This window comes from Soonwooa buanensis (assembly GCF_900167905.1).
Taxonomy (GTDB): Bacteria; Bacteroidota; Bacteroidia; order Flavobacteriales; family Weeksellaceae; genus Soonwooa; species Soonwooa buanensis.
The window spans coordinates 60,554-83,777 of record NZ_FUYZ01000001.1 but is presented as its reverse complement, the minus strand read 5'-3'; the positions used below and the strand labels follow the sequence as shown (position 1 = coordinate 83,777).

The following is a 23,224-nucleotide window of genomic DNA, read 5'->3' as shown; positions in this document are numbered from 1 at the left end:
ATTTTTTATGTTTTGAAAAAGAATTTAAAGATAAATAAAATATCGAAACTAAAAACATTAATTTTACTAGAATTCTTAAGCCTTATTTTTTAAATTTGTAGAAGAAAAATTTCCAAAATCATGTCAAAAAAAGCGATACTAGCCATCTTAGATGGTTGGGGTTTGGGTACTAATCCAGAAGTTTCTGCACTTGCAAAAGCCAATACACCTTTTATAGATAGTTGTCTCAAAAATTTTCCTAATACAACATTGGAAGCTAGTGGTTTAGCTGTTGGTTTGCCTGCGGGACAGATGGGGAATTCAGAAGTCGGACATATGAATCTTGGTGCGGGACGTGTGGTGTATCAAAACCTTGTTAAACTAAATATGGCAGCCGAAAATGGCACTTTGGGAAGTCAAAAAGAAATTCAAGATGCCTTCGAATATGCAAAATTAAACCATAAAAAAGTTCATTTTATTGGTCTAGTTTCTAACGGAGGCGTGCATTCGCATATCAATCACCTTAAAGCTTTGTTAACTGCTGCGCACGATTTTGGTTTAGAAAAAAATGTATTTGTACATGCTTTTACCGATGGACGCGATTGCGATCCACACTCTGGATTAGGCTTTATTGAAGAACTTTTGGATCATATGAAGCAGTCGACAGGACGTTTGGCTTCCATTATTGGTCGTTATTACGCGATGGATCGTGACAAGCGTTGGGAACGTGTCAAATTAGCTTACGATCTATTGGTGAAAGGAAAGGGACAAGAAACCAAAAATCCTTTGGAAGCTATTGAAAAATCATATCAAAATGATGTTTCGGATGAGTTTATCAAACCGATTGTTTGTATCCAAAATGGTCTGCCAATCGCTATTATAGAGGAAGAAGATGTTGTGATTTGTTTTAATTTCAGGACAGATAGAGGTCGCGAAATTACAGAGGTTCTTTCTCAACAAGATTTCCCAGATTACGATATGCATAAGTTGAATCTTAAATATATCACGTTGACCAATTATGATAAAACTTTCCAAAATGTTGAGGTTGTTTTTGACGAAAATGTTCTAGAAAATACAATGGGCGAAGTTTTAGAAAGAAACGGAAAATCCCAAATTAGAATTGCAGAAACAGAGAAATATCCACACGTTACATTCTTCTTTTCTGGTGGTCGCGAAGCGGAATTTAATGGTGAAAAACGTTTGCTTTGTCCAAGTCCAAAAGATGTGGCAACTTATGATTTAAAACCAGAAATGTCGGCTTATGATATTACTAATGCGATACTTCCAGAGCTGGAGCTTGAGACTGCAGATTTTGTATGTTTAAATTTTGCTAACACAGATATGGTGGGGCACACAGGTGTTTTTGATGCAGCAGTTAAAGCTGCGGAAGTTGTGGATTCTTGCATCGAAAAAGTTGCTACAATGGCTTACGAACATGGCTATGCTGTATTTATTTTGGCGGATCATGGTAATTCTGATATTATGAAAAACGAAGACGGATCGCCTAATACGCAACATACAACCAACTTAGTTCCGTTTATTGTAATGGACAAAGATCATACTTGGACATTAAAGCCTGGTAAATTGGGAGATGTTGCACCAACAATATTAAGTGTGATGAACGTTGCTAAACCAGAAATTATGACTGGTGAGAGTTTAGTATCTTTAACTTAATTTCGTTATAAAATACAAAATTAGATGCTATCCTACGCATAATATTATTAACTTTGCAAAAACTTAAAATTAAATATTGATGTATAACAAACTGGTAAGGAAGGAGGTGATGAAAAATTTAGAAACTGAAATGTCAAGTTTCATATCGAAGTTTCTCACACCTATTGAAAAGATATGGCAACCCTCGGACTTTTTGCCAGATACATCTAGTGCCGATTTTAAAGATCAATTGGATGAGTTACAGACATTTGCGCACGAGATGCCTTATGATCTTTTTGTAACTTTAATTGGCGATTGTATTACAGAAGAAGCACTTCCTAGCTACGAATCGTGGATCATGGGGATCGATGGCATCAACCAAGAAGAACGAGTTGGTTGGGCAGAATGGGTGAGAGCTTGGACAGCTGAAGAAAACCGTCATGGCGATTTGTTGGGTAAATATCTTTATCTATGCGGACGTGTTAACATGCGCGAAATGGAAATTACAACCCATTATTTAATTAATGATGGTTTTGATTTGCAAACAAGTATGGATCCTTATAAAAACTTCGTATATACGAGTTTCCAAGAGACAGCGACTAATATTTCGCACCGTCGTGTTGGGACTTTAGCTAAACAAACGGGGAATACCAAATTGGCTAAAATGTGTGGTGTTATTGCTGCGGATGAAGCGAGACATGCTAAGGCTTACAAGCATTTCGTGGAAAAGATTTTCGAATTGGATCCAAGCGAAATGATGTTGGCTTTCGAAGATATGATGCGTAAAAAAATCGTTATGCCAGCGCATTTGATGAGAGAATCTGGTCAAAAGGCGGGCGAACTTTGGGAACATTTCTCAGATGCTGCACAACGTTGCATGGTGTATACAGCGCAAGATTATATTGATATCTTAAAAGATCTTTTGGTAGATTGGAAGATTGATAACATCGGTGGACTTAACGAGTCTGCAGAAAAAGCTAGAGATTATCTAATGAAATTACCTTCTAGATTACAGCGTATTACAGATCGTCTAGCGACGCCAGATAGAGAATACAACTTCAAATGGGTTAAAAGTTAGATTTTAATTCATAACGTTTAAATATTACAAATCCAGCATGATAACGTGTTGGATTTTGTTTTTGGATTAAACTATCGAGTCTTTTATTTTTCGTATATTTGCATACTTTTTAAGCTTTAAAATAATGATGATCAACAACAAAAAATTGGCTATTGATTTTGATGGTACAATTGTAGATGATGCTTACCCAGGAATTGGAAAGGCTAAAATTTTCGCTTTTGATACCTTAAAGAAGTTACAGTCAGAAGGTTACAGACTAATTTTATGGACATACCGTCATGGTAAAGAACTTAACGATGCTGTTGAGTTTTGTCGCAAAAATGGGTTAGAATTTTACGCTGTTAATTCAAGTTTTGAAGGTGAAGTTTTTGATAATGAAACGCAAAGTCGTAAAATTGATGCCGATCTATTCATTGACGATCGTAATCTAGGAGGTTTCCCAGGTTGGGGCGAAGTTTATCAAATCGTAAAAGAGCGTATCGAGTTTCAGGTTGCTGGAGGAGAAGTACACGCTTATTCAAAAATGAAAAAGGAAAAAAAGAGAGGTCTTTTTTGGTAAAATATTTAGACAAACATTTTTAATGCTGGTTTTTTAATCAGCATTTTAATTTTTTAATACAATGATACAGTTAAAAACAATAGAAGAACTTCGCTTGATGAAAGAAAGCGCTCAATTGGTTTCTAAAACTTTGGGTATGCTTGCGAAGGAAATTAAACCTGGTGTTACAACTAACTATTTAGATAAATTGGGTGGCGAATTTATTCGTGATCATGGCGGTTATCCAGCATTTTTAGGAATGTACGATTTCCCGAAAAATCTTTGTATTTCTCCCAACGAGCAAGTTGTGCATGGGATTCCGAATGATGAACCTTTGAAGGAAGGTGATATTTTGTCCGTAGATTGTGGCGTTTATATGAACGACTTTTATGGTGATCACGCCTATACTTTTGAAGTTGGAGAAGTGACGCCAGAAGTTAAAAAACTGCTTCGTGTGACCAAAGAATCGCTTTATAAAGGTATTGAACAATGTATTCGTGGTAAACGTGTTGGAGATATTGCAAATGCAATCCAAGTACATTGTGAGAAGGAAGGTTATGGCGTTGTTAGAGAGCTTGTAGGGCATGGTTTGGGACGCAAAATGCATGAAGATCCGCAAGTGCCCAATTATGGTAAAAAAGGAAGTGGTAAGGTCTTAAAAGATGGTATTGCTTTAGCCATCGAACCAATGACAAATATGGGAACAGAAAAAGTGAAATTCCATAATGATGGTTGGACGGTTACAACTTTGGACATGCTTCCTTCTGCACACTTTGAACATGATGTTTGTATCATCAAAGGTAAGCCGGTTTTACTATCAACTTACCAATATATTTATGATGCTTTAGGAATTGTTTCGGATGAAGAAAAAGCATTTCAGTTAGATTTTTAATTTTGTAAAAATAACTTTAATTAAAGTTTATAACCTTTTAATATTTAAATTGTTGTAAATTTTATTTAAAGTAGAATATAATTTATTTCATTTGAAAAAAATAGCAAAATTTCTTCTTAATAAAGTGTCAAGACCAATGCTTATCCAATTAAGTATTTTGGCGCGTCCTGTGATTTATCAAATCTTTAAGGGTGACCGATTTACGGATCCTATTGATGGTAAATCTTATAGGAAATTTCTTCCGTATGGTTATGGTAAACAACGCGAAAATGCATTGTCACCAGGAACTTTATCTTTGGAGAGACACCGTCAAATGTGGTTGTATCTTAAGAATGAAACAGATTTTTTTTCAAAGAATATTAAAGTACTTCATATTGCGCCCGAACAAGAGTTTCTTCGTCGTTTCAAAAAGATGAAAAATCTTGACTATACTTCTGCGGATTTGTATTCGCCGATTGTTGATGTTAAAGCCGATATTTTGGATTTGCCGTTTGAGGATGCAAGTTTTGATGTTATTATTTGTAATCATGTTTTAGAACATATTGTGGATGATAGAAAAGCCATGTCTGAATTGTATCGTGTGATGAGAAAAGACGGATGGGGAATTGTGCAAGTCCCAATGAAAAATAGTTTAGCCGAGACTTATGAAGATTTTAGCATTACTGATCCTAAAGAGAGGCAGAAGCATTTTGGACAGTACGACCATGTGAGATGGTATGGGATGGATTATTTTGATCGATTAAAAAGTGTTGGTTTTGAGGTTGATATTAATTATTATTCACAAAATTTTTCAGAAAACGATCAAAAACGTTTTGCTCTTCAAAAAAATGAAATATTACCGATAATCCGAAAGTTATAGCTTTCGGATTTTTTTGTTAAGTAAACGTTAAACATAGTGTGACAATGCTCTTCGATACATATTATCTATTATCTTTAATCGTTTTTATTGATGTAAATCAATCGATTGTTTGATTTTAAAACTTTATTTTAGCAAATCATTTAATTTTTTTAATATTTATGAGAAGAATATCGATACTGATGGCGGCTTCAGCGCTTATTGCAGTCTCTTGTTCACAAGATAAGAAGCCTGATGCGCAGAAGGATGCCAAACCGCAACCTTATGAATATATCGTTGCGAAAGCCGGAGCAGCAGATAATCATACCGAATATCCAGCAAGATTAGAAGGTGTGGAAAATGTAGAAATACGACCGAAGATTGATGGCTTTATCGAGAATCTTTATGTGGATGAGGGACAAATGGTAAGCAGAGGACAGTCTATGTTCCGAATTCGTAATCCTCAATATGAACAAATGGTTCGTGTGGCACAAGCTTCTGTTAACAGTGCACAAGCTGCGGTTGCAACAGCGCAAATGCAAGTAACTAAAACCAAACCTTTGGTTGATCGCAAGATTATTTCTGCTTACGAATTGCAAGCAGCACAACTTAATCTAAAAGCGGCACAAGCAAGCCTCGCTGAACAACAAGCGCAATTGACTAATGCGAAAGTTAACCAAGGGTACACGGTAATTACAAGTCCTGTGTCTGGAGTTGTAGGAACACTTCCGTTAAAGGCTGGTAGTTATGTGAGTGCCAGTACTTCACAGGCTTTGACAACAGTTTCAAATATCTCAAAAATATTTGCATATTTTTCTATTAATGAAAAAGATCAGCTTAACTTTTTGAAACATTCTCCTGGCGCTTCAATTCAAGAAAAAATTAAAAATACACCTTTGATAAGTCTTCGTCTTTCTGACGGAACAATGTATAACGAAAAAGGAAAGCTAGAATCTATAAGTGGTTTGGTAGATCCAAGTACAGGATCTTTTAGTATGCGTGCAGCATTTACTAATCCTCAAGGCTTGTTGAGAAGTGGTTATAGCGCAACGATTTTACTACCGAACAATTTAGAAAATATCATTGTTATTCCACAAAAAGCAACTTACGAACTTCAAGGGAAGGTTTTTGTATATGTTGTAGGAGCTAACAATAAAGTAAAATCTCAAGAAATCAAAATCACAGAGCTTCCAGATGGTATAACTTACGCCGTAGATTCTGGTCTAAAAGCTGGTGATAAAATTGTCGTGCAAGGTGTTGGTTTACTAAAAGATGACACCGAAATTGTACCTAAAGAAACCACTCTTCAAGCAACTTTGAAGAACTAATTATTTGAGAATTTTCTGAATTTTAAATAAGATTTATGTTTAAAAAATTTATAGAACGTCCAGTACTTTCGACGGTAATTTCCATCATTATCGTCATTTTGGGAGTCTTGGGCATCTTTACGCTTCCCGTAGCGCAGTATCCAGATATTGCGCCACCGACAGTTGTAGTTAATGCCAACTATATGGGAGCCAATGCTGATGTTATCTTAAAAAGTGTCATTGTCCCTCTGGAAGAGCAAATCAACGGGGTGGAAGGTATGACGTACATGACATCATCAGCAACCAATGATGGATCTGGATCGGTTACAGTCTATTTCAAACAAGGGATAAATCCTGATATTGCAGCGGTTAACGTACAGAACAGAGTTTCTAGAGCCAACAGTTTGTTACCTCGTGAGGTGACACAAGCTGGGGTTACGGTTGTTAAACGTCAGAGTTCCAATGTTTTAATATTTTCATTGTATAGTGAAAACCCGCAATTTGATCAAACTTTTATCCAAAACTACGCGAACATCAACATTATTCCACAGATTAAAAGGGTAGCAGGTGTTGGTGATGCCACGGTTTTCGGTACTAAAGATTATTCGGTTAGGATTTGGTTGGATCCGCAAAAGATGGCGGCTTATGGCTTAGTTCCTTCGGATATTAATGCCGTTTTAGCAGAACAAAATATTGAAGCTGCGCCAGGAAGTGTTGGTGACGAGGCTAATACAAGTTTTAGATATACTTTAAAATACAAAGGTCGTTTAACAGAGATTCCTCAGTTCGAAGAAATCGTTTTGAAAGGAACTGAAAACGGACAAATTCTTCGTCTGAAAGATGTTGCTAAAATAGAATTAGGTGCGCAAGATTACACTGGGAAGAGTTTTACAGATGGTAATCCGAGTATTGGTATTGCGATTTCGCAAACGGCTGGATCTAACGCGCAAGATGTTATTGATCAAACTTTAGCAGTATTAACCAATGCCGAAAAAGGTTTCCCAAATGGTATTAAATGGACAACACTCGTTAACGCGAATGACTTCCTAGATGCTTCTATTGAGAAGGTTGTGCATACTTTGATTGAGGCATTTATCTTGGTTTTCTTGGTGGTATTTTTGTTCTTACAAGATTGGCGTTCAACATTAATTCCTGCAATTGCGGTTCCTGTTGCGATTATTGGTACATTCTTTTTCCTAAATATTTTCGGATTTACAATCAACTTACTAACGCTTTTCGCTTTGATTCTCGCAGTTGGTATTGTTGTGGATGACGCTATTGTTGTTGTTGAAGCGGTCCATAGTAAATTGGAACAAGGTGAAAAATCGCCACTTCGTGCATCGGTTAATGCGATGGGCGAGATTAGTGGAGCGATTATCAGTATTACGTTAGTTATGTCCGCTGTATTCGTACCCGTAAGTTTTATTACAGGTTCGGCGGGTGTATTTTATAAGCAATTTGGTTTAACTTTAGCAATTTCGATTGCACTTTCGGCGGTTAACGCTTTGACATTGAGTCCGGCTTTGTGTGCGATTTTCCTAAAACCACATTCGCATGAAGCTAAGAAAATGAATGTGATGCAACGATTTTTCATGTATTTTAATACCATTTTTGATGCATTTGTTAAACGTTATTCAACTTGGGTATTATTTTTATTAAGAAAAAAATGGGTTGCAGGTTTAGGACTTGTTGCTTTTACAGGAATATTTATTTGGTTGATGAATACAACGCCTAAGTCTTTTGTTCCGTCAGAAGATATGGGTGGTGTAATGGCTGATATTTCGTTGCCGTTGGGTGCAAATGAAGTTAGAACACAGGCTGTTCTTGATGAAGTAGAAGCTATTGTTAAACAAGAGCCAGAAGTGGCGCACATTCTTAAAGTGTCTGGTCGTGGTATGATGTCGGGATCGGGAAGTAACAATGGTATGTTAATTCTGAAATTAAAACCTTGGTCTGAACGTAAAAGTAAAGAAGAAAGTACACAAGCACTTTTAGCAAGGTTATACCAAAAAACTGCAGGTATTAAAGATGCAAAATTGGTATTCTTTGGTCGACCAACGCTTCAAGGTTTTGGTAATGCGGCTGGTTTCGAATTTCAAGTTCAGGATCAAAAAGGTGGGAGTATTGAAGATTTAACGAAGGTAAGTAACGACTTTATAAACGCATTGAAAGAGCGTCCAGAAGTACAAAATGCATTTACGTCATTTAATCCAAACTATCCGCAATATATGATTGATATTGATGTGCCGACGGCTAAAGCTGCTGGTTTTACAGTTAATGATATCTTATCGGTGATGCAAGGTTATTTTGGTGGAGTATATTCTTCCAATGTTAATTTGTTTGGAAAACAATATCGTGTCATCTACCAAGCACCAGCAGATCAACGTCAAAGTTTAGAAAATCTGAACTCGATGATGGTGAGAAATAGTGCTGGGGTTATGGCACCAGTTAGCCGTTTTGTAACCACTAAAAAGGTATATGGTCCGCAAGCAATTGGACGTTTTAATCTCTTTACTTCTGTGTCAGTTAATGGTACGCCAAATGCGGGTTACAGTTCTGGTGACGCGATTGAAGTTGTAAAACAAGTTGCGGCAGAAACACTTCCAACAGGTTATGGGTACGAATTTTCTGGTTTAACAAGAGAAGAGGTTAACTCTGGAAGTCAGACCGTATTTATCTTTATGCTTTGTTGTGTATTCGTTTATTTCTTGTTGGCAGCGCAATACGAAAGTTATTTACTTCCATTTGCTGTAATGTTGTCATTGCCAGTTGGTTTGGCTGGAGCGATGATGTTCTCAAGCTGGATTGGTAAGTCAAACAATATTTACACGCAGATTTCCTTGATTATGTTGATTGGACTCTTGGCAAAAAATGCAATTCTTATTGTTGAATTTGCTTTGGATGCGCGTAAAATGGGTTACAGTATTGGTAGAGCTGCTATTTCTGGAGCTAAACAAAGGATTCGTCCGATTTTGATGACCTCGTTTGCATTTATATTTGGATTAATTCCGTTAGCGTCTGCAAGTGGCGCTGGTGCGATTGGTAACCAATCGATTGGTATTGGTGCGATTGGCGGTATGTTGGTTGGGACAATATTTGGGGTATTATTTATTCCAGCATTGTTTGCAATCTTCCAATATTTACAAGAACGTGTGTCTAACAAGAAAGTTTTCGAAGAAGATTATGGAAACAGACTTAGCGAATAATCTCACAAGAAAATCTATTACAATGAAAATTAAAACTTCACATATAGTTTCCACAATAGCTTTAGCGGGATTAATGCAGTCTTGTAAAGTCACGGAAACCTATCAAAAACCAAGTGTAAAAGCCGATTGGGATAAGTCGTTGTTTAGAAAGCAAACCAACGCCGATTCGTTGTCTATGGCGAAAGTCGCTTGGAATCAAATTTTTGCGGATGACAAACTACAAAGTGTTATCAAAAAAACGATTGAGAATAATTATGATTTAAAAATCGCTGTAACGAGAATTAATGAAGCGGATGCGGTTTTCAAACAATCGCAACTCAACAATTTGCCAACTCTTGACGGAATTGCTTCTATAAAAGACACCAAAAATAGTGCGGCGGCGCAAGGTAGTAATTTTAGAATGCCAGACATCATGAACTTCCAATTGGGCGTTTCTGCAGGTTGGGAAGTTGATATCTGGGGAAAAATGGCTGCAATGAAGCGTTCTGCTTACGCTGGCTTTTTACAAACTGAAGCGGCTAGAAGAGCGGTACAAACACAATTGGTGGCGCAAGCTGCAAGTTTGTATTATCAGTTGTTGTCTTTGGACAAACAGTTAGCAATTACAAAGCAAACGGTCGATCTTCGTACCAAAAATGTTGAAGCTGTGCAGTTGTTGATGGATGCAGCCTATTTGACGGGTGCGGATGTTGAGCAAAGTAAAGCCAATTTATATTCGGCGCAGTTGATGATTCCAGATTTGGAAATTCAAATTCAACAAACCGAAAATGCACTTAATCTTTTAATGGGTGAAGCACCAAAAGATATTGAAAGAAATAGCATTGACTCGCAAGTTGTTTCGTCAGATTTCAGAACTGGACTTCCAGCATCGTTGTTGCAGAATCGTCCAGATGTTTTGTCGGCTGAGATGGCATTTCGTCAAGCTTTCGAAAACAAAAATGTAGCTTTGGCGCAGGTTTATCCATCACTTAATATTACGGCAGCATTAGGTCTTTCGTCGAAGAATATTAAAGACTTTTTCAAAGAGTCATTATTCTATACCGTTGGCGGAACTTTAACCCAAAATATCTTCCAACAAGGCAATCGCAAGGCGCAAGTCAAAATAACGGAAGCTCGTAAAGAACAAGCTTATCTCAATTTTGAAAAGACTTTGTTAACAGCTGGTGCAGAGGTTTCGGATGCTTTGGTAACTTACGAAAAAGCAAAATCCAAAGAGACAACGCGTCAACTACAAATCGAATCTTTACAAAAGACGGTTGATTTTAGTAATGAGTTGTTAACTTACTCATCCAAAGTTAATTACGTTAATGTTTTGACGGCAGAACAAGCCTTGTTACAGGCACAATTATCTGCAGTTAATGACAAGTTGCAACAATTGCAAGCCATGACCGAATTCTATCGTGCACTTGGTGGCGGACAATTTTAGAATTTTAAAAAACATAATAAAAATCCTAACTAAAATTTTAGTTAGGATTTTTTTTTGAAGCTTTTTCCCGCTATCCACTATATCTTTTGTAGTGTCGCTCGGACGACTCCGCTACGCTCCGTCGCCTCACGCCACCACAAAAGGATGCCGTTCCTATCGGGGCTAGTGACTACTAGTTGTTTTTATTTAAGATTTTTAATTCCTCTAAAAATTTCGTTTCAAATCTTCTTTTTCCTAATTCAGAAAAAAATAATGGGGCGAAGATGAAAATTTCAAACAATAAAATGGCAACTATTATTTTATACGGGTTAAATGAATCTATTTCAAGTTGTTTGTCATTGATAATGAATGAAATAATTAAAACAAAGTTGATTAAAGCTGGAAAAATTCTCAGCCAATAATATCCGAAAGCTATCGGTTTTACTTGATAATTAACATCTGTATTGTATTTGTTCTCAGAAAAGTTTCCCTCAATTAAAAATGGAATAGAAAAATAGTTTGAGTTTCTAGTTATTCTAAATTCACCTTCGTTAATCAAGCCATAAAAAGGACATTTTGAATTATTGAACGACAAAATAGCAAAAGGATTTCCTTTTATTTCAGGTTTTCCTTTTGTGGTTAATTCGTTCAGTTTACTTTTAAAAACTTGACAATTATAACTTGATCATTGTTATTTCTTTCTCCTTGCTTTCCATTTTTTCCAAAGAAATATTAATACAGGAATAATCAATAAAAATGGCCAGAATGAAACCAATCCTAAAACGAAATCAACAAAATTATTCCAACCTTGAGATATAGAATCCACGAATTTAGTTCCGAATCCTATTTTGGAAGTTACCGAGTTTTGAGGTTTTATTTTCGCAATTGTCATGTCGATTGTACTGTATTTAACACGATCATCAATGAATTTTAGTCGGCCTTTCGCTGAGTCAATTTCCTCTTCCAAAGCTCTTATTTTCTCCTGAATTTCGAGAATATCTTTTGTAGAATTGGTTTGTTTTAGAAGATCACGATACTTGTCGAGGAAAGCTAATTTATTATTTAATCGAATTGAAACATCCGTATATTCTTCGGTGACGTCATCGGATTTTACATTTTTAGAAATCAAATCTCCCAAACCTGTCGAAAACGAATTAATCAACGCATCAAAATTTTCATTCGGAACTTTTATGAAAAACGAAACAACATCTCGGTCAGGTTGTGAACTAAAAGTTTCGTTTTGGATGTAGCCTTTGTTCTTTTTTAGACCTTCTTGTATGTTTTGTTTGGCTTTTTCTAGATTCGAAACTTCGATATCGAGATTTGCACTTTTGATGATTTTTTTATCAATACTAACTGCGACAGAATCTGTAGGTGTTGATGTGTTGCTATTCGCGAAATCGACAGCTTTGGCTTCTGGCATAACCTCCATCAAGGAAGCATTAGCACTCGTTATTTCGTGCGAGTTTTGTCCACAAGATAGAAGAAAAATGAGAGCAAATAGAATATATAAATTGCGCATATTTAGAAAAATTTGGTGTTATTCGATTTTATAAATGTTGATTTTATATTGATTGTCAGATAGTTTAACGGGATCTTCGACATAATATAAGTTATCTTTAACCGTAACAATTTCTGGCAAAAGCTTGTTGTCCATTTTTGTTAAACCTTCCTTGCCTTTCGTTTTAATTTTGTAATAATAAAGAAAAGAAGGCACATTTTTTAAACCAAAAATCGGGCTGTTTTGTACGCCATCAATTTTTGTTTCGGTATCATAGACGATTTTATCAAGAAGTTCAGCTTTGTAAAATACAGTGTCATCATACTCAAATTTGCCATAAGGATCGAAGAAATCATCACTTTTAAGATTCGGAATAGAATCGTTTTTTAGATAATTTGATTTCGTAAAATACTTTGTTTTTCCGATGATGATGTCGTTGGTTAAAGAATCGATTTTAAAATTTAATCGAAAATCATAATCACTTCGTTGCGTACTTATAATTTTGTCACCATTTATCACGCTAAGGTTGATAAGATAAGGATCATTCTTTTGGGGATCTCGAGTGTTGCCTTGATCTGTAATAAAAATAACAACAGCAAGCATGGAATCTTTAATGATAAATCTTTTCTGAAAATATGCTCCCATATGATTGGGTTCAAGATCAAAAATAACTTCATCGATTTTGGTGAGCTTTAGTTGATTGTTTTCAAATTTTGGAAATTTTGGAATGTTGGGGTATTTATCTTTTTCAACATGATAGCTTTTCCCGCAAGAGAAAAGCGTAAATGTTACCGATAATAAAAGTAGAATATTTTTCAACATATTTTTTTTAATAAACGTATTCTAAAGCTTCGAAATCTTGAAGTTTTGGGAGTGACTTCATTTTGTCAATCGATTTTTTATACATTAATACTTTATCTGTTTGATAATCAATGTGTTTGTTGATTTTAACGCCTGTTGAGAGATTGTAATCCACATATTCTATATAACCCGCAGAAGCATTATTTTCTGTAAAGCCGATCAACTCAAAATTTCCGTTCTGAAACCGAAATTTATGTACGTAATTTCCTCTGATAAGTTGATTGGTGAAAATTAAAAGTCCGTTTTTTATTTCCAAATTTTCTAAATTAACATCAGAAATTTCTCCTCCAGCTGGAAATTTTGGCGTAACAGCTTTCGTAGATCTCAAAACTTTTTTATAAGAACCATCAACATTTTTAAAAAAGATTTCCAACAAATAAGGATGTTTTGAATCTTCAGCATTTTCTCTAACTACAACTTTGTCAGCAAGTCCATCTTTGTTAAGATCACCTTTTATGTCATATACAATGTTGCGATATTGCTCGTCAGAAGCTTGACCAAAGCTTTTGTGTGAGACAAAAATTAGTAAAAGAATAGCTGTAATTTTTAATTTCATTGTTGTGTTTTTGTGTCAGAAATTACTTTTAATTATTAAGAATGCTTCGTAAAATTATTGGTAAAAAAAGAACGAAAAATATGATGAAAGTATTCCGTTGATAATATTTTTTAACATATAATCCTAAAAGAATCATCAGTTGATCATCTTCTTTAATGTTGATTTCTCCATTGCTAAATCTCGATGTATACTCGGCTTTGTTACCTGTCGTACTTTCAATAATCCATTTATTGTTGAGAAAATTGTTGTATCGCCAAGTGTAACGTTTACCTCCAAATTCTATGTTCGCTTTGTTGTTCCAAATATTGAAATTAATGTTTCCTATTTGGCTAGAATCCTCCGTATTTTTAAAACTTACAGAACTATCAAAAATGCTCTTTTTATAGAATAAAAATTCTTCTGTATCTATCTTTCCAATGATTTTATCGGTAAATAGATCTTCCTTGCGTAAGCTTCCAATTTTTTGCGCATCATTAAAAATTGAATAGTCACTAGCAATATTTTTTTTCCAAGTCAGTTTCATATTGTGTTTTATTAGGTGTATTTACAATTTTTTTAATCTATTGATAATGCTTTCTGTTTCTTTATTATCGATAGTTTTGATGTCAATTTTTTCATCCCAAAAGTAGTATCCATTTTTATCTTTTGCAAAACAACCGCAATCATCACAAGTTCGGAAGCTTCGATAATCGAAAATAGTATCTGTGTCCATATTTCGTTCTGTAAAGATTTTGTTTTTGTCTTTTGCGTAGCAATTTCCCAAAACCTGAAAAGTTTTGACATCAGCATTGTCAACAATCCAAAAATTACCACCATCCACCATCACATAATGCGTGTAGACATGGTTTTTGTCTTTATAGAACGAACTTCCAATATAGGAAAAAGTTGCAGAATCGATTACGGATTTTAGTGGTTGACCATCAGCCATTTCAGTAATATATTTTTCGATGATAATACCTTCTTCGGTGCCTTCGTTGGTTTTTAAAGCCAAATCCCCATTTTTAGATTTATAAAGTCCAAAACTGGTTTTAGTCCAAGCTAAACTTTGGTTGATGCTGTCTATTGTTTTTTATAGTTGTTTATATTTTCCGTTCTCGAAGCTTCTACTTTTTCAATCTTCTTTTTTTCGTTAGGAGATTTGCAACCCAATAACGTAAAAATGATGATAGTTATATAAATTGAATTAAAACTCATCACGCTATTTCTTTTTATAAAATTGATAGAATCTTTTATCCGAATAATATAGTAACGTGTCTTGGTCAGTTTTTGGTGAATTTAACTCATCAAAATAATTATCCGAATTGTAAAACAAATTGGTTTTGAACTCGACTTCTTCATTTTTTAATTTCATTTTAAAGAAATAATCTCGACTTTGTGTGAAAATGCCTCTGTCTTTTTCGTAAACTTTTCCGCGCCCTTCAACACCAGAAGATGGTGTCCCGTAGCTTATTCGACCAAGACTGTTACCAGTAACTGCTTTATCAAAAAGTTGAATATTATGCACATTGATGCCATTATCACCAGCCATTTTTATTGCGATGAGATTTCCGTCAAAACTTAATTTTTTGTTTTTAAATTTAGTTTCTGATATATCATGAGTTTTTAATGTATTAATATCTAAGACGAAAGGCTTCAAATCTTTATTTTCGCTTGATGCAGAACTAAAATAAACCCAATTTTTTTGTGCGTCGTAACCATAAGATACACTGCCTTTAGAATAAAAATCGTAGATAGGCTTTAGATTTTTTTTAATTACAGCGATTCTGGTTTCGTCATTATTGTTGTCGCTTTTTTTATAATTAATTAAAATATAATCGGTCTTCGGAATTAAATAATAGTTGTTAATATAAAGACTATCAACTTGTTGGTTAACAAATTGATCTGAGTTGGTTGTTTTTGGAAAATACGGAATTTCAGGATGTTTGTTAGTATTGGGAATTTTGTAACCCGAAAGATAAATTAATCCAATAATGGCTATAATAAAAATGCCACCAAGACTAAGAAGTATTTTTTTCATTCAATTAATTGTGAATTTAAAAATACTCAAAAAAAGCCTAATCTGTATAATTTGTTTTAAAATAAACCTTGCAACAATCGATGAATTAAAAAGCTTGAAAACCAATTGTTATAATTCCATAAAATAAGTGAAAGCATTATTGCTGCAACTAAAAATGGAACTAAAAACGAGGCTTGGCGGTACTCGAATTTCTTTGGAATAACTTCGCTCCAAGCAAATAATAACATAAGGAAACCAATTGCAGCAAACAACATTTCGGGACTTTTTCGTAAGGAAAAATTGTTGTGATCTGACATTGGTTTTAGATATGGAAAAGCTAAAATTTGCAAGATGTTAAAAGTCAATCCAAATATTAAAACGCCAATAACACTCGATGTTTTCTTGAGTTTGAAACAGTTATAAGCTAATAAAATACTTCCAGAAAAAGCACCAAATACCAAAGCAAACATTGTTACTAAATAACGGCTTTGCAACGGAAAAGCATCAGGATTTTCTGTGATGTAATCTTTGTGTTCTAGCGCTTTCTCTTCCTGGATTTTAATCTCTTCTTCGCGACGATTTTTGATTAAAGATTTTACACGCTCAGTTTCAGAAATGTCAAAAGTAGCATTGCGTTGTTTTAGAATTTCGAAAGCCATTTCAATGGCTTCGGCCACATAACGACTTTCTGGTTTCAAATAGTTGTTAAGCTCCTGATTCGATAATTTTTCTAAAACTTTGCGATTGACCATTCTATTTTTACGAAGCGCAAAGATATTGTTTGAAGTTTAAATTTGAAAACAAAAAAGTCCGCCAAATGACGGACTTTATATTGGAATTTTTTTAATTAACAGTTTCGAAACTTGCAGCACATTCTTTTGCTGCTTCTACCATCGCTATCAAAGCTTTTTCTGTTTCTGGCCAATGTCTGGTTTTTAGTCCACAATCGGGATTTACCCATAATTGCTTTGCCGGAATCACCGCTTCGGCTTTCTTTAATAAATGTAACATTTCCTCTTTTGAAGGAACTCTTGGCGAGTGGATATCGTAAACACCAGGACCAATTTCGTTTGGATATTTGAAGTCTGCAAAAGCACCAAGCAAATCCATCTGCGAGCGCGAACATTCGATGGTGATAACATCTGCGTCCATATCAGCAATGTTTTGGATAATATCATTAAACTCGGAATAACACATATGTGTATGAATCTGCGTCGAATCTTCAACGCCACTTGCCGAAATTCGGAAACATTCAATTGCCCACTTCAGATATTGGTTCCAATCTTCTTTTCGAAGTGGTAATCCTTCTCTAATGGCAGGTTCGTCGATTTGAATAATTTTAATTCCAGCTTCTTCCAAATCCTGAACTTCATCGCGAATCGCAAAGGCAATTTGCTTGCAAGTTTCGGATCTCGGTTGGTCGTCACGTACAAATGACCACTGCAAAATGGTTACCGGACCTGTCAACATTCCTTTCACCCATTTTGAGGTTTGCGATTGTGCATATTTTGACCAATAAACCGTCATTGGCGTCGGTCGCGAAACATCGCCAAAAATAATCGGAGGTTTCACACAACGGCTTCCGTAGCTTTGTACCCAAGCGTTTTTTGTAAACGTAAAACCATTCAATTGTTCGCCAAAATATTCGACCATGTCATTTCTTTCGTATTCACCATGAACAAGAACATCGATGCCAATTTTTTCTTGCCATTCGATTGTACGTTTTGTTTCTTCCTTTAATAAAGTATCATATTCCTGCTCGCTAATTTCTTTTTTCTTGAATTTCGAACGCCAATTTCTAACCTCTGTCGTTTGCGGAAACGATCCAATTGTTGTTGTGGGAAATAACGGAAGCTTTAGAAGGTCTTGTTGCGCACGTTTACGAACGTCAAAATTGTTTTTTCTTTCGGCATCTTGCTTAGTGTAATTTCCGACGCGATGTTTTACTGATTCGTCATGAATCAAACGAGAACTGCGTTTTAGTTCGGCTGCTTTTTTATTTTCATTAAATTCTAAAAGCAATTTTTCGTCATCACTTCCAATAGCCAAAGCTTTTAGGCTTGCAAGTTCATTAACCTTTTGTTTGGCAAAAGCCATCCAGTTTTTGATTTCAGGATTTAACTCGGTTTCAAAATCCAAATCGCATGGCGAATGCAATAATGAGCAAGATGGTGCTAAAAAGATTCTTTCGCTACCGATTTTTTGGACCGCTTTGTCAATCAATCTTAACGAAGTTTCATAATTATTTTTCCAAATATTTCGTCCATCGATAATTCCCAACGAAAGCTGAAGCGAATCTGGAATAACTTCCAAAACATCTTCCAATTGCTCGGGGTTTCGTACAAGGTCAATATGCAAAACGTCGATTGGTAGGGAAGTAGCCAACAAAAGATTGTCTTTCAAACCATCAAAATATGTAGCGACAATCAATTTAAGTTTTGGGAATTTTTTGCGAAGTTCAGCATAAACCAATTGGAAAGCGGCTTTTGCCTTTTCTGATAAATCCAAAGCCAAGAAAGCTTCATCAAACTGAATGTATTCCGCGCCTTGCTCCTGAAGTTTTGACAAAATTTCTGTATAAATAGGAAGTAAATTTTGGACTAAATCCAATTTGTCAAAACCTACTTCTTTTTCTTTACCCAACAAAAGATAAGAGACCAATCCGATAATTACAGGTTTTGCATTAATTCCAGCTTGTTTTGCACCAGCAAATTCATTTATGATTTTGTTAGAAAATAACTGGAATTTTTGATTTTCATGAAATTCTGGAACGATATAATGGTAGTTAGTATCAAACCATTTTGTCATTTCCATTGCGGTGATGTCGAGGTCGTCTTTTTGGTAACCTCGCGCCATTGCAAAATAAAGATCCAATTCTGTATTGGATTTATTTAATAATATTTTTTGATAACGTTTTGGGACTGCACCAAGCGTCAAAGTCATGTCCAAAACTTGATCGTAATACGAAAAATCATTACATGGAATAAGGTCTATGCCTGCTTCCTGTTGGATTTTCCAATTGTCGTTGCATATTTTTCGACCAACATTAAGAAGTTCCTGAAGAATAATCTTGCCGGACCAATATTGTTCGCAAGCTTTTTTTAGTTCACGTTTGCTACCAATACGCGGATAGCCAAGGATGTGTGTTTGCATTGTATTTAACTTTAATTATTTATTTTTAAATTTTAAATAACGCTACACGAAGAGTCTATTGAATTGCAAAACACAATCAAACATTCGATTTCTGTAGAGAAACCAAGAGAGATTGCATCTTAAAGGATCAAAAGCTTCTAATCGCGAAAGCATTGACATTGCAATAAAGGCAGGTCTCCTGGCTTGTAACCGTTTTATTTTCCTTCCCATTTCGTTGAAGAAACAGTGGATTTATTTAACAAAACGTTCGCATTACTTACAGTTGCGCGACAGCTCGTGATTTGCACACGATTCCCTATTAATTTACTTTACGTAAAACCGATATTGTTTAGATGCGGTTGATAAAATTGATCAATTTTTATTAACAGTATTTAAGTCTTTGTAAAAATAGATAAACAGAATTTTATATTACATTAAATATAATAAATAAGAAAATAAAACTTTTATTGTGTGTTTTTAAAGTTTAATATCCTTTATATTTGTTTAAAATTATTAACCAAAAGAATATTATTCTATGGATCAACTGGATGACAAGGATTTTAACATCTTGCGACTGTTACAAAATGATGCAAAACTTACCATAAAAGAGCTTGCTAAGGAAGTTAACCTTTCGGCTTCACCCGTATTCGAAAGAGTAAAAAGGTTGGAGCAGGAGGGATTTATCAACCGATATGCAGCGGTTTTGGATGCCGAAAAACTCAATCGAGGTTTCACTGTTTTCTGTCAAGTGAAACTAAAAATCCATGATAAATCTGTCGGAAATGACTTTGTCAACGAAATACGAGAAATCGATGAAGTCGCCGAATGTTATAATATTTCTGGTGATTACGATTTCTTGCTAAAAGTCCAAGTCAGAGATATGAAGCATTACCAAGATTTTGTTTTTAATAAGCTGGGTTCGGTGGATTCGATTGGCAGCACACACAGTACTTTTGTGATGGCCGAAGTCAAAAATATCCATGGATTAATGATTTGAAATCTTTTTTTAATTAATCGTTTTAAAATATTCTTTAATATTTTTTTGACTTAAAAATATTATTCTTTAAGATGTAAGGATATCGCTTGATATTCATATTTAAAAACGAAAAGCCCACCAAAAGGCGGGCTTTGATTATTTAAAATTTTATAATATTATTTTACGATAAAACGTGTAACATCGCCTTCGTTAGTTTTCAAAACATAAACGCCAGTTGCAAAATTTGTTGTATCTACGGTTAATGCAGATTGTCCTTCTTTAACAAGTTGTCCAGACATATTATAAATTTTGAAATCTGCTTTTCTGTTGAAATACATCGTTTGACCTTTAGTTACGGGATTTGGGAAAGCGACAAATGTTTTCGATTTTGAAATCTCATTGTTATCCAAAGTTGCAGTATTTAGAACTTCGTAGATAGACAAAGTTCCGCTGATTTCGTTTGCAACAATCACATAAGCTTTTCCAGTTGTTGTATTTTCAGCTGGGATAAAAGTGATGCCTTCTGGACCGTTATCACCTGCGAAAGCAGAACTAGAACGTGGATTTTTATAATCTACGAATTGTGGCGCTTGAGGATTAGAAATGTTATAGACCATAACGCCACCTGTTCTTTCTAAAGTAATGAATGCAAATGTTTCGTTTCCAATTTTAGCCAAAGTTACGCCTTCAGGTTCTGGACCTTTTGCGCGACTTCTCGACTTTGGCGAGTTACTTTCATTATCAGAATTGAAAAGTTCTGGTTTGTACTGCGCTGTATAACGTTCGAAATGGTCGCCACTGTCAAATACCAAACTTTGCGTATCTGCATTGAAGATTGAGAAAGATCTTGCTCCCATAGAATTGATTTCTTCATAAGCAGCGTCGCTATCTAGGTTTCCGTTAACGCTGGTTGTACGGAATCTACCTAAGTTGTGCGATAATTTCAGGACAGAAGCATTCGGGAAAATATCGGTATCCAAAGCATAATTGTTTGCGCCAACCGTCGTTCTTTCGCTAAAACCTGATAAATCTCTCTCATCACCTTCATTAGCTGTTACAATATAATTGGTTCCGTTGATGTTGTAAGTTTGGATAGCGTCTGGCGTGTAGTAACTTTTCACAGGCCAATTTGCGATAAGTATTTCGCCGTTATTGTCCGAAGCATCAAAACCATTTCCTGGAAGACTCATATCTTTTTTGCCAAGAGGCCACAGTTTCGAAATTTCTAGTGTTGATAAATCTACTTCTACAATGGCATTATTCTCTTGAAGTGAAACAAAAGCTTTTTTAGAATCTTCTGAAATACTAATATATTCAGGTTCAAAATCTTGCGATAGTGTGCTTGTAGATTTTACTTTTCTAATTCCTGATGCTAACAGTTGTGTTTCTTGACTATTATATTGTGTAAAACCTAAAGTTTTAACCTGATTTTGAGTAAGATTTGCAATACCGTTCGATATGTCGATAATACTTATAGAACCTTCTGGATCTACGCTATAGTCGTTATTCGGTTCGCCTTCATTTGCTGTCAAGATTTTAGTTCCATCATGCGTAAAGGTCACCATATCTGGTAAAGCGCCAACTTCAACTTGTTTTAAGAAATTCCCGTTGATGTCAAAAAATACGACACTTCCGTTTAATTGAGGATTTGCGTTTGGTGAAGCAACGGCTAATATTCCGTTTTTAACAGCAATACTGGTAATTCCACCGTAGGATTTCATATCAACTGTTTTGATGACGTTTGGCGTCGTTGGATTACTAAAATCAATAATATCAAAAACATCAGACAATGCGCTAATTGTGAACAAACGTTGTGTCGCTTTATCATGAACAACAATTTCTGTCGAACTATTGTTAGTTCCCGAAGGATCAAAACTTAAAAGATAATTAAGTTCAATCTGTTTGTTAGGTTGTGCAATTGGATTATCGTTATCAATGATGTACACTGTATTTGTTGCTTCACCAGTTATTTGTATGCCATTGGCGTTTTCGAGTCCGAGTACAAAATATTCTGCTTCTTGTTCTTTTTCGTTATCGTCAATAATCGGAATATTAATGATATAATCGGTTTGATTCGGCGTGATATCTACTCGCTGACTTTGGAACGTGAAATCATTTTGATTAGCTGTATTAAATGAGTTTGGTTTTAAAACCAAATCAATACTAGAAGTGGTAGGATTCGTAACTTTTAATTTAATAGAAACTTGCCCTTCATCTTCTTTTACTTTTTGGAAATTTTTATCAAACGAAATACTGCTAGAACCCGTTGTAAAGCTTGTTGTCGAAATAGAAGTTACTGCGTTGTCACTTTCATCTTCGATTACATTTGCTTTTAATGCAACATAATATTTTTGATTTGTTTTAAGCGCAGATGTTGGTATGATGCTTATTTTATTATCAACGAATGTCGTCGTAAAAGGAATCGCGGCACCCGAAGCGTCCGTTTCTTTTAGTTCAACAAGGTTTTGAGCGGAAGCAGCAGTGATGGGAGAATTGTCAATGTTTCTAACATTTTCGTTAAACGAAATTACAGGTTGGAAATTTGTAGAAATATTCGTCGCATTATTTGCGGGAAGAATACTAACTGTCGGAGCAGTTGTGTCCGCGCCGCCCATCGTTATTGCATCTAACGTAAAGTTATCGAATCTGTTGTTACCAACCTCGCCACCTGGACCTTTTGCGAATTCAACTTTTAATTTAAAATTGGGGTTGTTGTTAACTTCTTGGATGTTTGAGAAGTCTAAAGTAATCAATTGCGGATTTCCATCTTGTGGCGCAACTGTCGAGAATTGCGTGTAATTGGTTCCGTCAGTAGAGTAGAACCAAGTTTGCGTACCAGCGCCAGAACCAGAACGACGTGTCGTGAATTTTACAACATTGTTTTTATAATTAATTGTTGGCAAGGCAAATACCAGACTACCACCAATTGGGTTGTTAAAACGAAGATGCGTTCCCGAAGGATCGTTATTTCTAGCGTTTAGATTTTCAGTATTGAAATTTTGTCCAGTTCCCCCAGCAAAATCAATCAAACTATTGGCTGTATTAACATTGGTTAAAGTTGCGCCGCCAACCGTATAAGTCGGCGTTTTTATTGTGGCTTCTGTTGAGTTGTTGTTAAAATTCCAATAATGAACAAGATTTTGAGCTTTTCCAATCATGGGAAGCGTTACAGCAGTCATTAATAACTTTGCAAGAACGTAATGTTTTTTCATTTTTTACTTTTATTTAGATTCTTGCAAAAATGAAGTTAATAGATTCTAAATATTTTAATAGAAAATGAATTATTAATTAATTAAAACTATCCTATAT

The 23,224-nt window shown here is 35.1% G+C and carries 19 protein-coding genes and 1 riboswitch; of the genes, 9 read left to right on the top strand and 10 right to left on the bottom strand.

What is annotated here, in order from left to right; all coding sequences use genetic code 11:
* The first annotated feature begins 120 nt into the window (after positions 1–120).
* The 8 genes from gpmI (at position 121) to B5X62_RS00360 (ending at position 10,914) form a co-directional block, all read left to right on the top strand.
* Positions 121–1,653, top strand: coding sequence for a 2,3-bisphosphoglycerate-independent phosphoglycerate mutase (gene gpmI, locus B5X62_RS00395; RefSeq protein WP_079665419.1), 1,533 nt, complete (start codon positions 121–123; stop codon positions 1,651–1,653).
* A gap of 79 nt (positions 1,654–1,732) precedes the next feature.
* Positions 1,733–2,710 carry an acyl-ACP desaturase gene (locus B5X62_RS00390; protein ID WP_079665418.1) on the top strand — a complete coding sequence of 326 codons (978 nt, stop codon included), beginning with the start codon at positions 1,733–1,735 and terminating at the stop codon, positions 2,708–2,710.
* A 127-nt stretch (positions 2,711–2,837) separates the two neighbouring features.
* Positions 2,838–3,269 carry a BT0820 family HAD-type phosphatase gene (locus tag B5X62_RS00385; RefSeq protein WP_079665924.1) on the top strand — a complete coding sequence of 144 codons (432 nt, stop codon included), beginning with the start codon at positions 2,838–2,840 and terminating at the stop codon, positions 3,267–3,269.
* Positions 3,270–3,330: 61 nt separating this feature from the next.
* Positions 3,331–4,140, top strand: a complete 810-nt coding sequence (map, locus tag B5X62_RS00380; protein WP_079665417.1) for a type I methionyl aminopeptidase — start codon at positions 3,331–3,333, stop codon at positions 4,138–4,140.
* Positions 4,141–4,231: 91 nt separating this feature from the next.
* Positions 4,232–4,999 carry a class I SAM-dependent methyltransferase gene (locus B5X62_RS00375; RefSeq protein WP_079665416.1) on the top strand — a complete coding sequence of 256 codons (768 nt, stop codon included), beginning with the start codon at positions 4,232–4,234 and terminating at the stop codon, positions 4,997–4,999.
* 158 nt (positions 5,000–5,157) lie between these two features.
* Positions 5,158–6,303, top strand: a complete 1,146-nt coding sequence (locus tag B5X62_RS00370) for an efflux RND transporter periplasmic adaptor subunit (RefSeq protein WP_185116700.1) — start codon at positions 5,158–5,160, stop codon at positions 6,301–6,303.
* 35 nt (positions 6,304–6,338) lie between these two features.
* Positions 6,339–9,488: an efflux RND transporter permease subunit gene (locus tag B5X62_RS00365; protein WP_079665414.1), complete on the top strand. Its 3,150-nt coding sequence runs from the start codon at positions 6,339–6,341 to the stop codon at positions 9,486–9,488.
* Positions 9,466–10,914 (top strand): TolC family protein, encoded by a 1,449-nt coding sequence (locus B5X62_RS00360; protein ID WP_245797096.1) that lies wholly within the window; start codon positions 9,466–9,468, stop codon positions 10,912–10,914. Before B5X62_RS00365 ends, B5X62_RS00360 begins: the two co-directional genes overlap by 23 nt.
* Before the next feature lie 172 nt (positions 10,915–11,086).
* On the opposite strand, the gene B5X62_RS00355 is transcribed toward B5X62_RS00360, so the two are convergent.
* The 9 genes from B5X62_RS00355 to metE all read right to left on the bottom strand — a co-directional run bounded on the left by B5X62_RS00355 (position 11,087) and on the right by metE (position 18,960).
* Positions 11,087–11,452, bottom strand: a complete 366-nt coding sequence (locus B5X62_RS00355; protein ID WP_144038256.1) for a hypothetical protein — start codon at positions 11,450–11,452, stop codon at positions 11,087–11,089.
* A 132-nt stretch (positions 11,453–11,584) separates the two neighbouring features.
* Entirely contained in the window at positions 11,585–12,415 is an 831-nt protein-coding gene (locus B5X62_RS00350) for a DUF4349 domain-containing protein (protein WP_079665412.1), read from the bottom strand.
* An 18-nt stretch (positions 12,416–12,433) separates the two neighbouring features.
* Entirely contained in the window at positions 12,434–13,216 is a 783-nt protein-coding gene (locus B5X62_RS00345; protein WP_079665411.1) for a hypothetical protein, read from the bottom strand.
* A 7-nt stretch (positions 13,217–13,223) separates the two neighbouring features.
* Positions 13,224–13,811, bottom strand: a complete 588-nt coding sequence (locus tag B5X62_RS00340; RefSeq protein WP_079665410.1) for a hypothetical protein — start codon at positions 13,809–13,811, stop codon at positions 13,224–13,226.
* 28 nt (positions 13,812–13,839) lie between these two features.
* A complete protein-coding gene (locus B5X62_RS00335; RefSeq protein ID WP_079665409.1) occupies positions 13,840–14,334 on the bottom strand; it encodes a hypothetical protein in 495 nt (164 codons plus the stop codon).
* 21 nt (positions 14,335–14,355) lie between these two features.
* Complete coding sequence (locus B5X62_RS00330) at positions 14,356–14,802, bottom strand: DKNYY domain-containing protein (protein ID WP_079665408.1); 447 nt, start codon at positions 14,800–14,802, stop codon at positions 14,356–14,358.
* 207 nt (positions 14,803–15,009) lie between these two features.
* Positions 15,010–15,828, bottom strand: a complete 819-nt coding sequence (locus tag B5X62_RS00325) for a hypothetical protein (RefSeq protein WP_079665407.1) — start codon at positions 15,826–15,828, stop codon at positions 15,010–15,012.
* A gap of 56 nt (positions 15,829–15,884) precedes the next feature.
* Positions 15,885–16,559 (bottom strand): hypothetical protein, encoded by a 675-nt coding sequence (locus B5X62_RS00320; RefSeq protein WP_079665406.1) that lies wholly within the window; start codon positions 16,557–16,559, stop codon positions 15,885–15,887.
* A 91-nt stretch (positions 16,560–16,650) separates the two neighbouring features.
* On the bottom strand, positions 16,651–18,960 hold the full coding sequence (gene metE / locus B5X62_RS00315) for a 5-methyltetrahydropteroyltriglutamate--homocysteine S-methyltransferase (RefSeq protein ID WP_079665405.1): 2,310 nt from the start codon (positions 18,958–18,960) through the stop codon (positions 16,651–16,653).
* 151 nt (positions 18,961–19,111) lie between these two features.
* A riboswitch (cobalamin riboswitch) is annotated at positions 19,112–19,298 on the bottom strand.
* Between the two features lie 176 nt (positions 19,299–19,474).
* Between metE and B5X62_RS00310 the strand changes: the two genes are divergently transcribed.
* The gene (locus B5X62_RS00310) at positions 19,475–19,936 is read left to right on the top strand and encodes an Lrp/AsnC family transcriptional regulator (protein ID WP_079665404.1); all 462 of its coding nucleotides are present in this window, start codon (positions 19,475–19,477) and stop codon (positions 19,934–19,936) included.
* A gap of 155 nt (positions 19,937–20,091) precedes the next feature.
* Here the strand turns inward: B5X62_RS00310 and B5X62_RS00305 are convergent, their stop codons facing one another.
* On the bottom strand, positions 20,092–23,127 hold the full coding sequence (locus B5X62_RS00305; RefSeq protein ID WP_079665403.1) for a choice-of-anchor I family protein: 3,036 nt from the start codon (positions 23,125–23,127) through the stop codon (positions 20,092–20,094).
* Between the last annotated feature and the right edge of the window lie 97 nt (positions 23,128–23,224).

Bases quoted from the DNA above. Each gene is read 5' to 3' on its own strand.
- B5X62_RS00350 (WP_079665412.1), bottom strand. From the start codon at position 12,415: ATGCGCAATTTATATATTCTATTTGCTCTCATTTTTCTTCTATCTTGT.
- B5X62_RS00390 (WP_079665418.1), top strand. From the start codon at position 1,733: ATGTATAACAAACTGGTAAGGAAGGAGGTGATGAAAAATTTAGAAACT.
- B5X62_RS00345 (WP_079665411.1), bottom strand. From the start codon at position 13,216: ATGTTGAAAAATATTCTACTTTTATTATCGGTAACATTTACGCTTTTC.
- B5X62_RS00340 (WP_079665410.1), bottom strand. From the start codon at position 13,811: ATGAAATTAAAAATTACAGCTATTCTTTTACTAATTTTTGTCTCACAC.
- B5X62_RS00325 (WP_079665407.1), bottom strand. From the start codon at position 15,828: ATGAAAAAAATACTTCTTAGTCTTGGTGGCATTTTTATTATAGCCATT.
- B5X62_RS00305 (WP_079665403.1), bottom strand. From the start codon at position 23,127: ATGAAAAAACATTACGTTCTTGCAAAGTTATTAATGACTGCTGTAACG.
- map (WP_079665417.1), top strand. From the start codon at position 3,331: ATGATACAGTTAAAAACAATAGAAGAACTTCGCTTGATGAAAGAAAGC.
- B5X62_RS00365 (WP_079665414.1), top strand. From the start codon at position 6,339: ATGTTTAAAAAATTTATAGAACGTCCAGTACTTTCGACGGTAATTTCC.
- B5X62_RS00370 (WP_185116700.1), top strand. From the start codon at position 5,158: ATGAGAAGAATATCGATACTGATGGCGGCTTCAGCGCTTATTGCAGTC.
- metE (WP_079665405.1), bottom strand. From the start codon at position 18,960: ATGCAAACACACATCCTTGGCTATCCGCGTATTGGTAGCAAACGTGAA.
- B5X62_RS00310 (WP_079665404.1), top strand. From the start codon at position 19,475: ATGGATCAACTGGATGACAAGGATTTTAACATCTTGCGACTGTTACAA.
- B5X62_RS00360 (WP_245797096.1), top strand. From the start codon at position 9,466: ATGGAAACAGACTTAGCGAATAATCTCACAAGAAAATCTATTACAATG.
- B5X62_RS00320 (WP_079665406.1), bottom strand. From the start codon at position 16,559: ATGGTCAATCGCAAAGTTTTAGAAAAATTATCGAATCAGGAGCTTAAC.
- B5X62_RS00385 (WP_079665924.1), top strand. From the start codon at position 2,838: ATGATCAACAACAAAAAATTGGCTATTGATTTTGATGGTACAATTGTA.
- B5X62_RS00335 (WP_079665409.1), bottom strand. From the start codon at position 14,334: ATGAAACTGACTTGGAAAAAAAATATTGCTAGTGACTATTCAATTTTT.
- gpmI (WP_079665419.1), top strand. From the start codon at position 121: ATGTCAAAAAAAGCGATACTAGCCATCTTAGATGGTTGGGGTTTGGGT.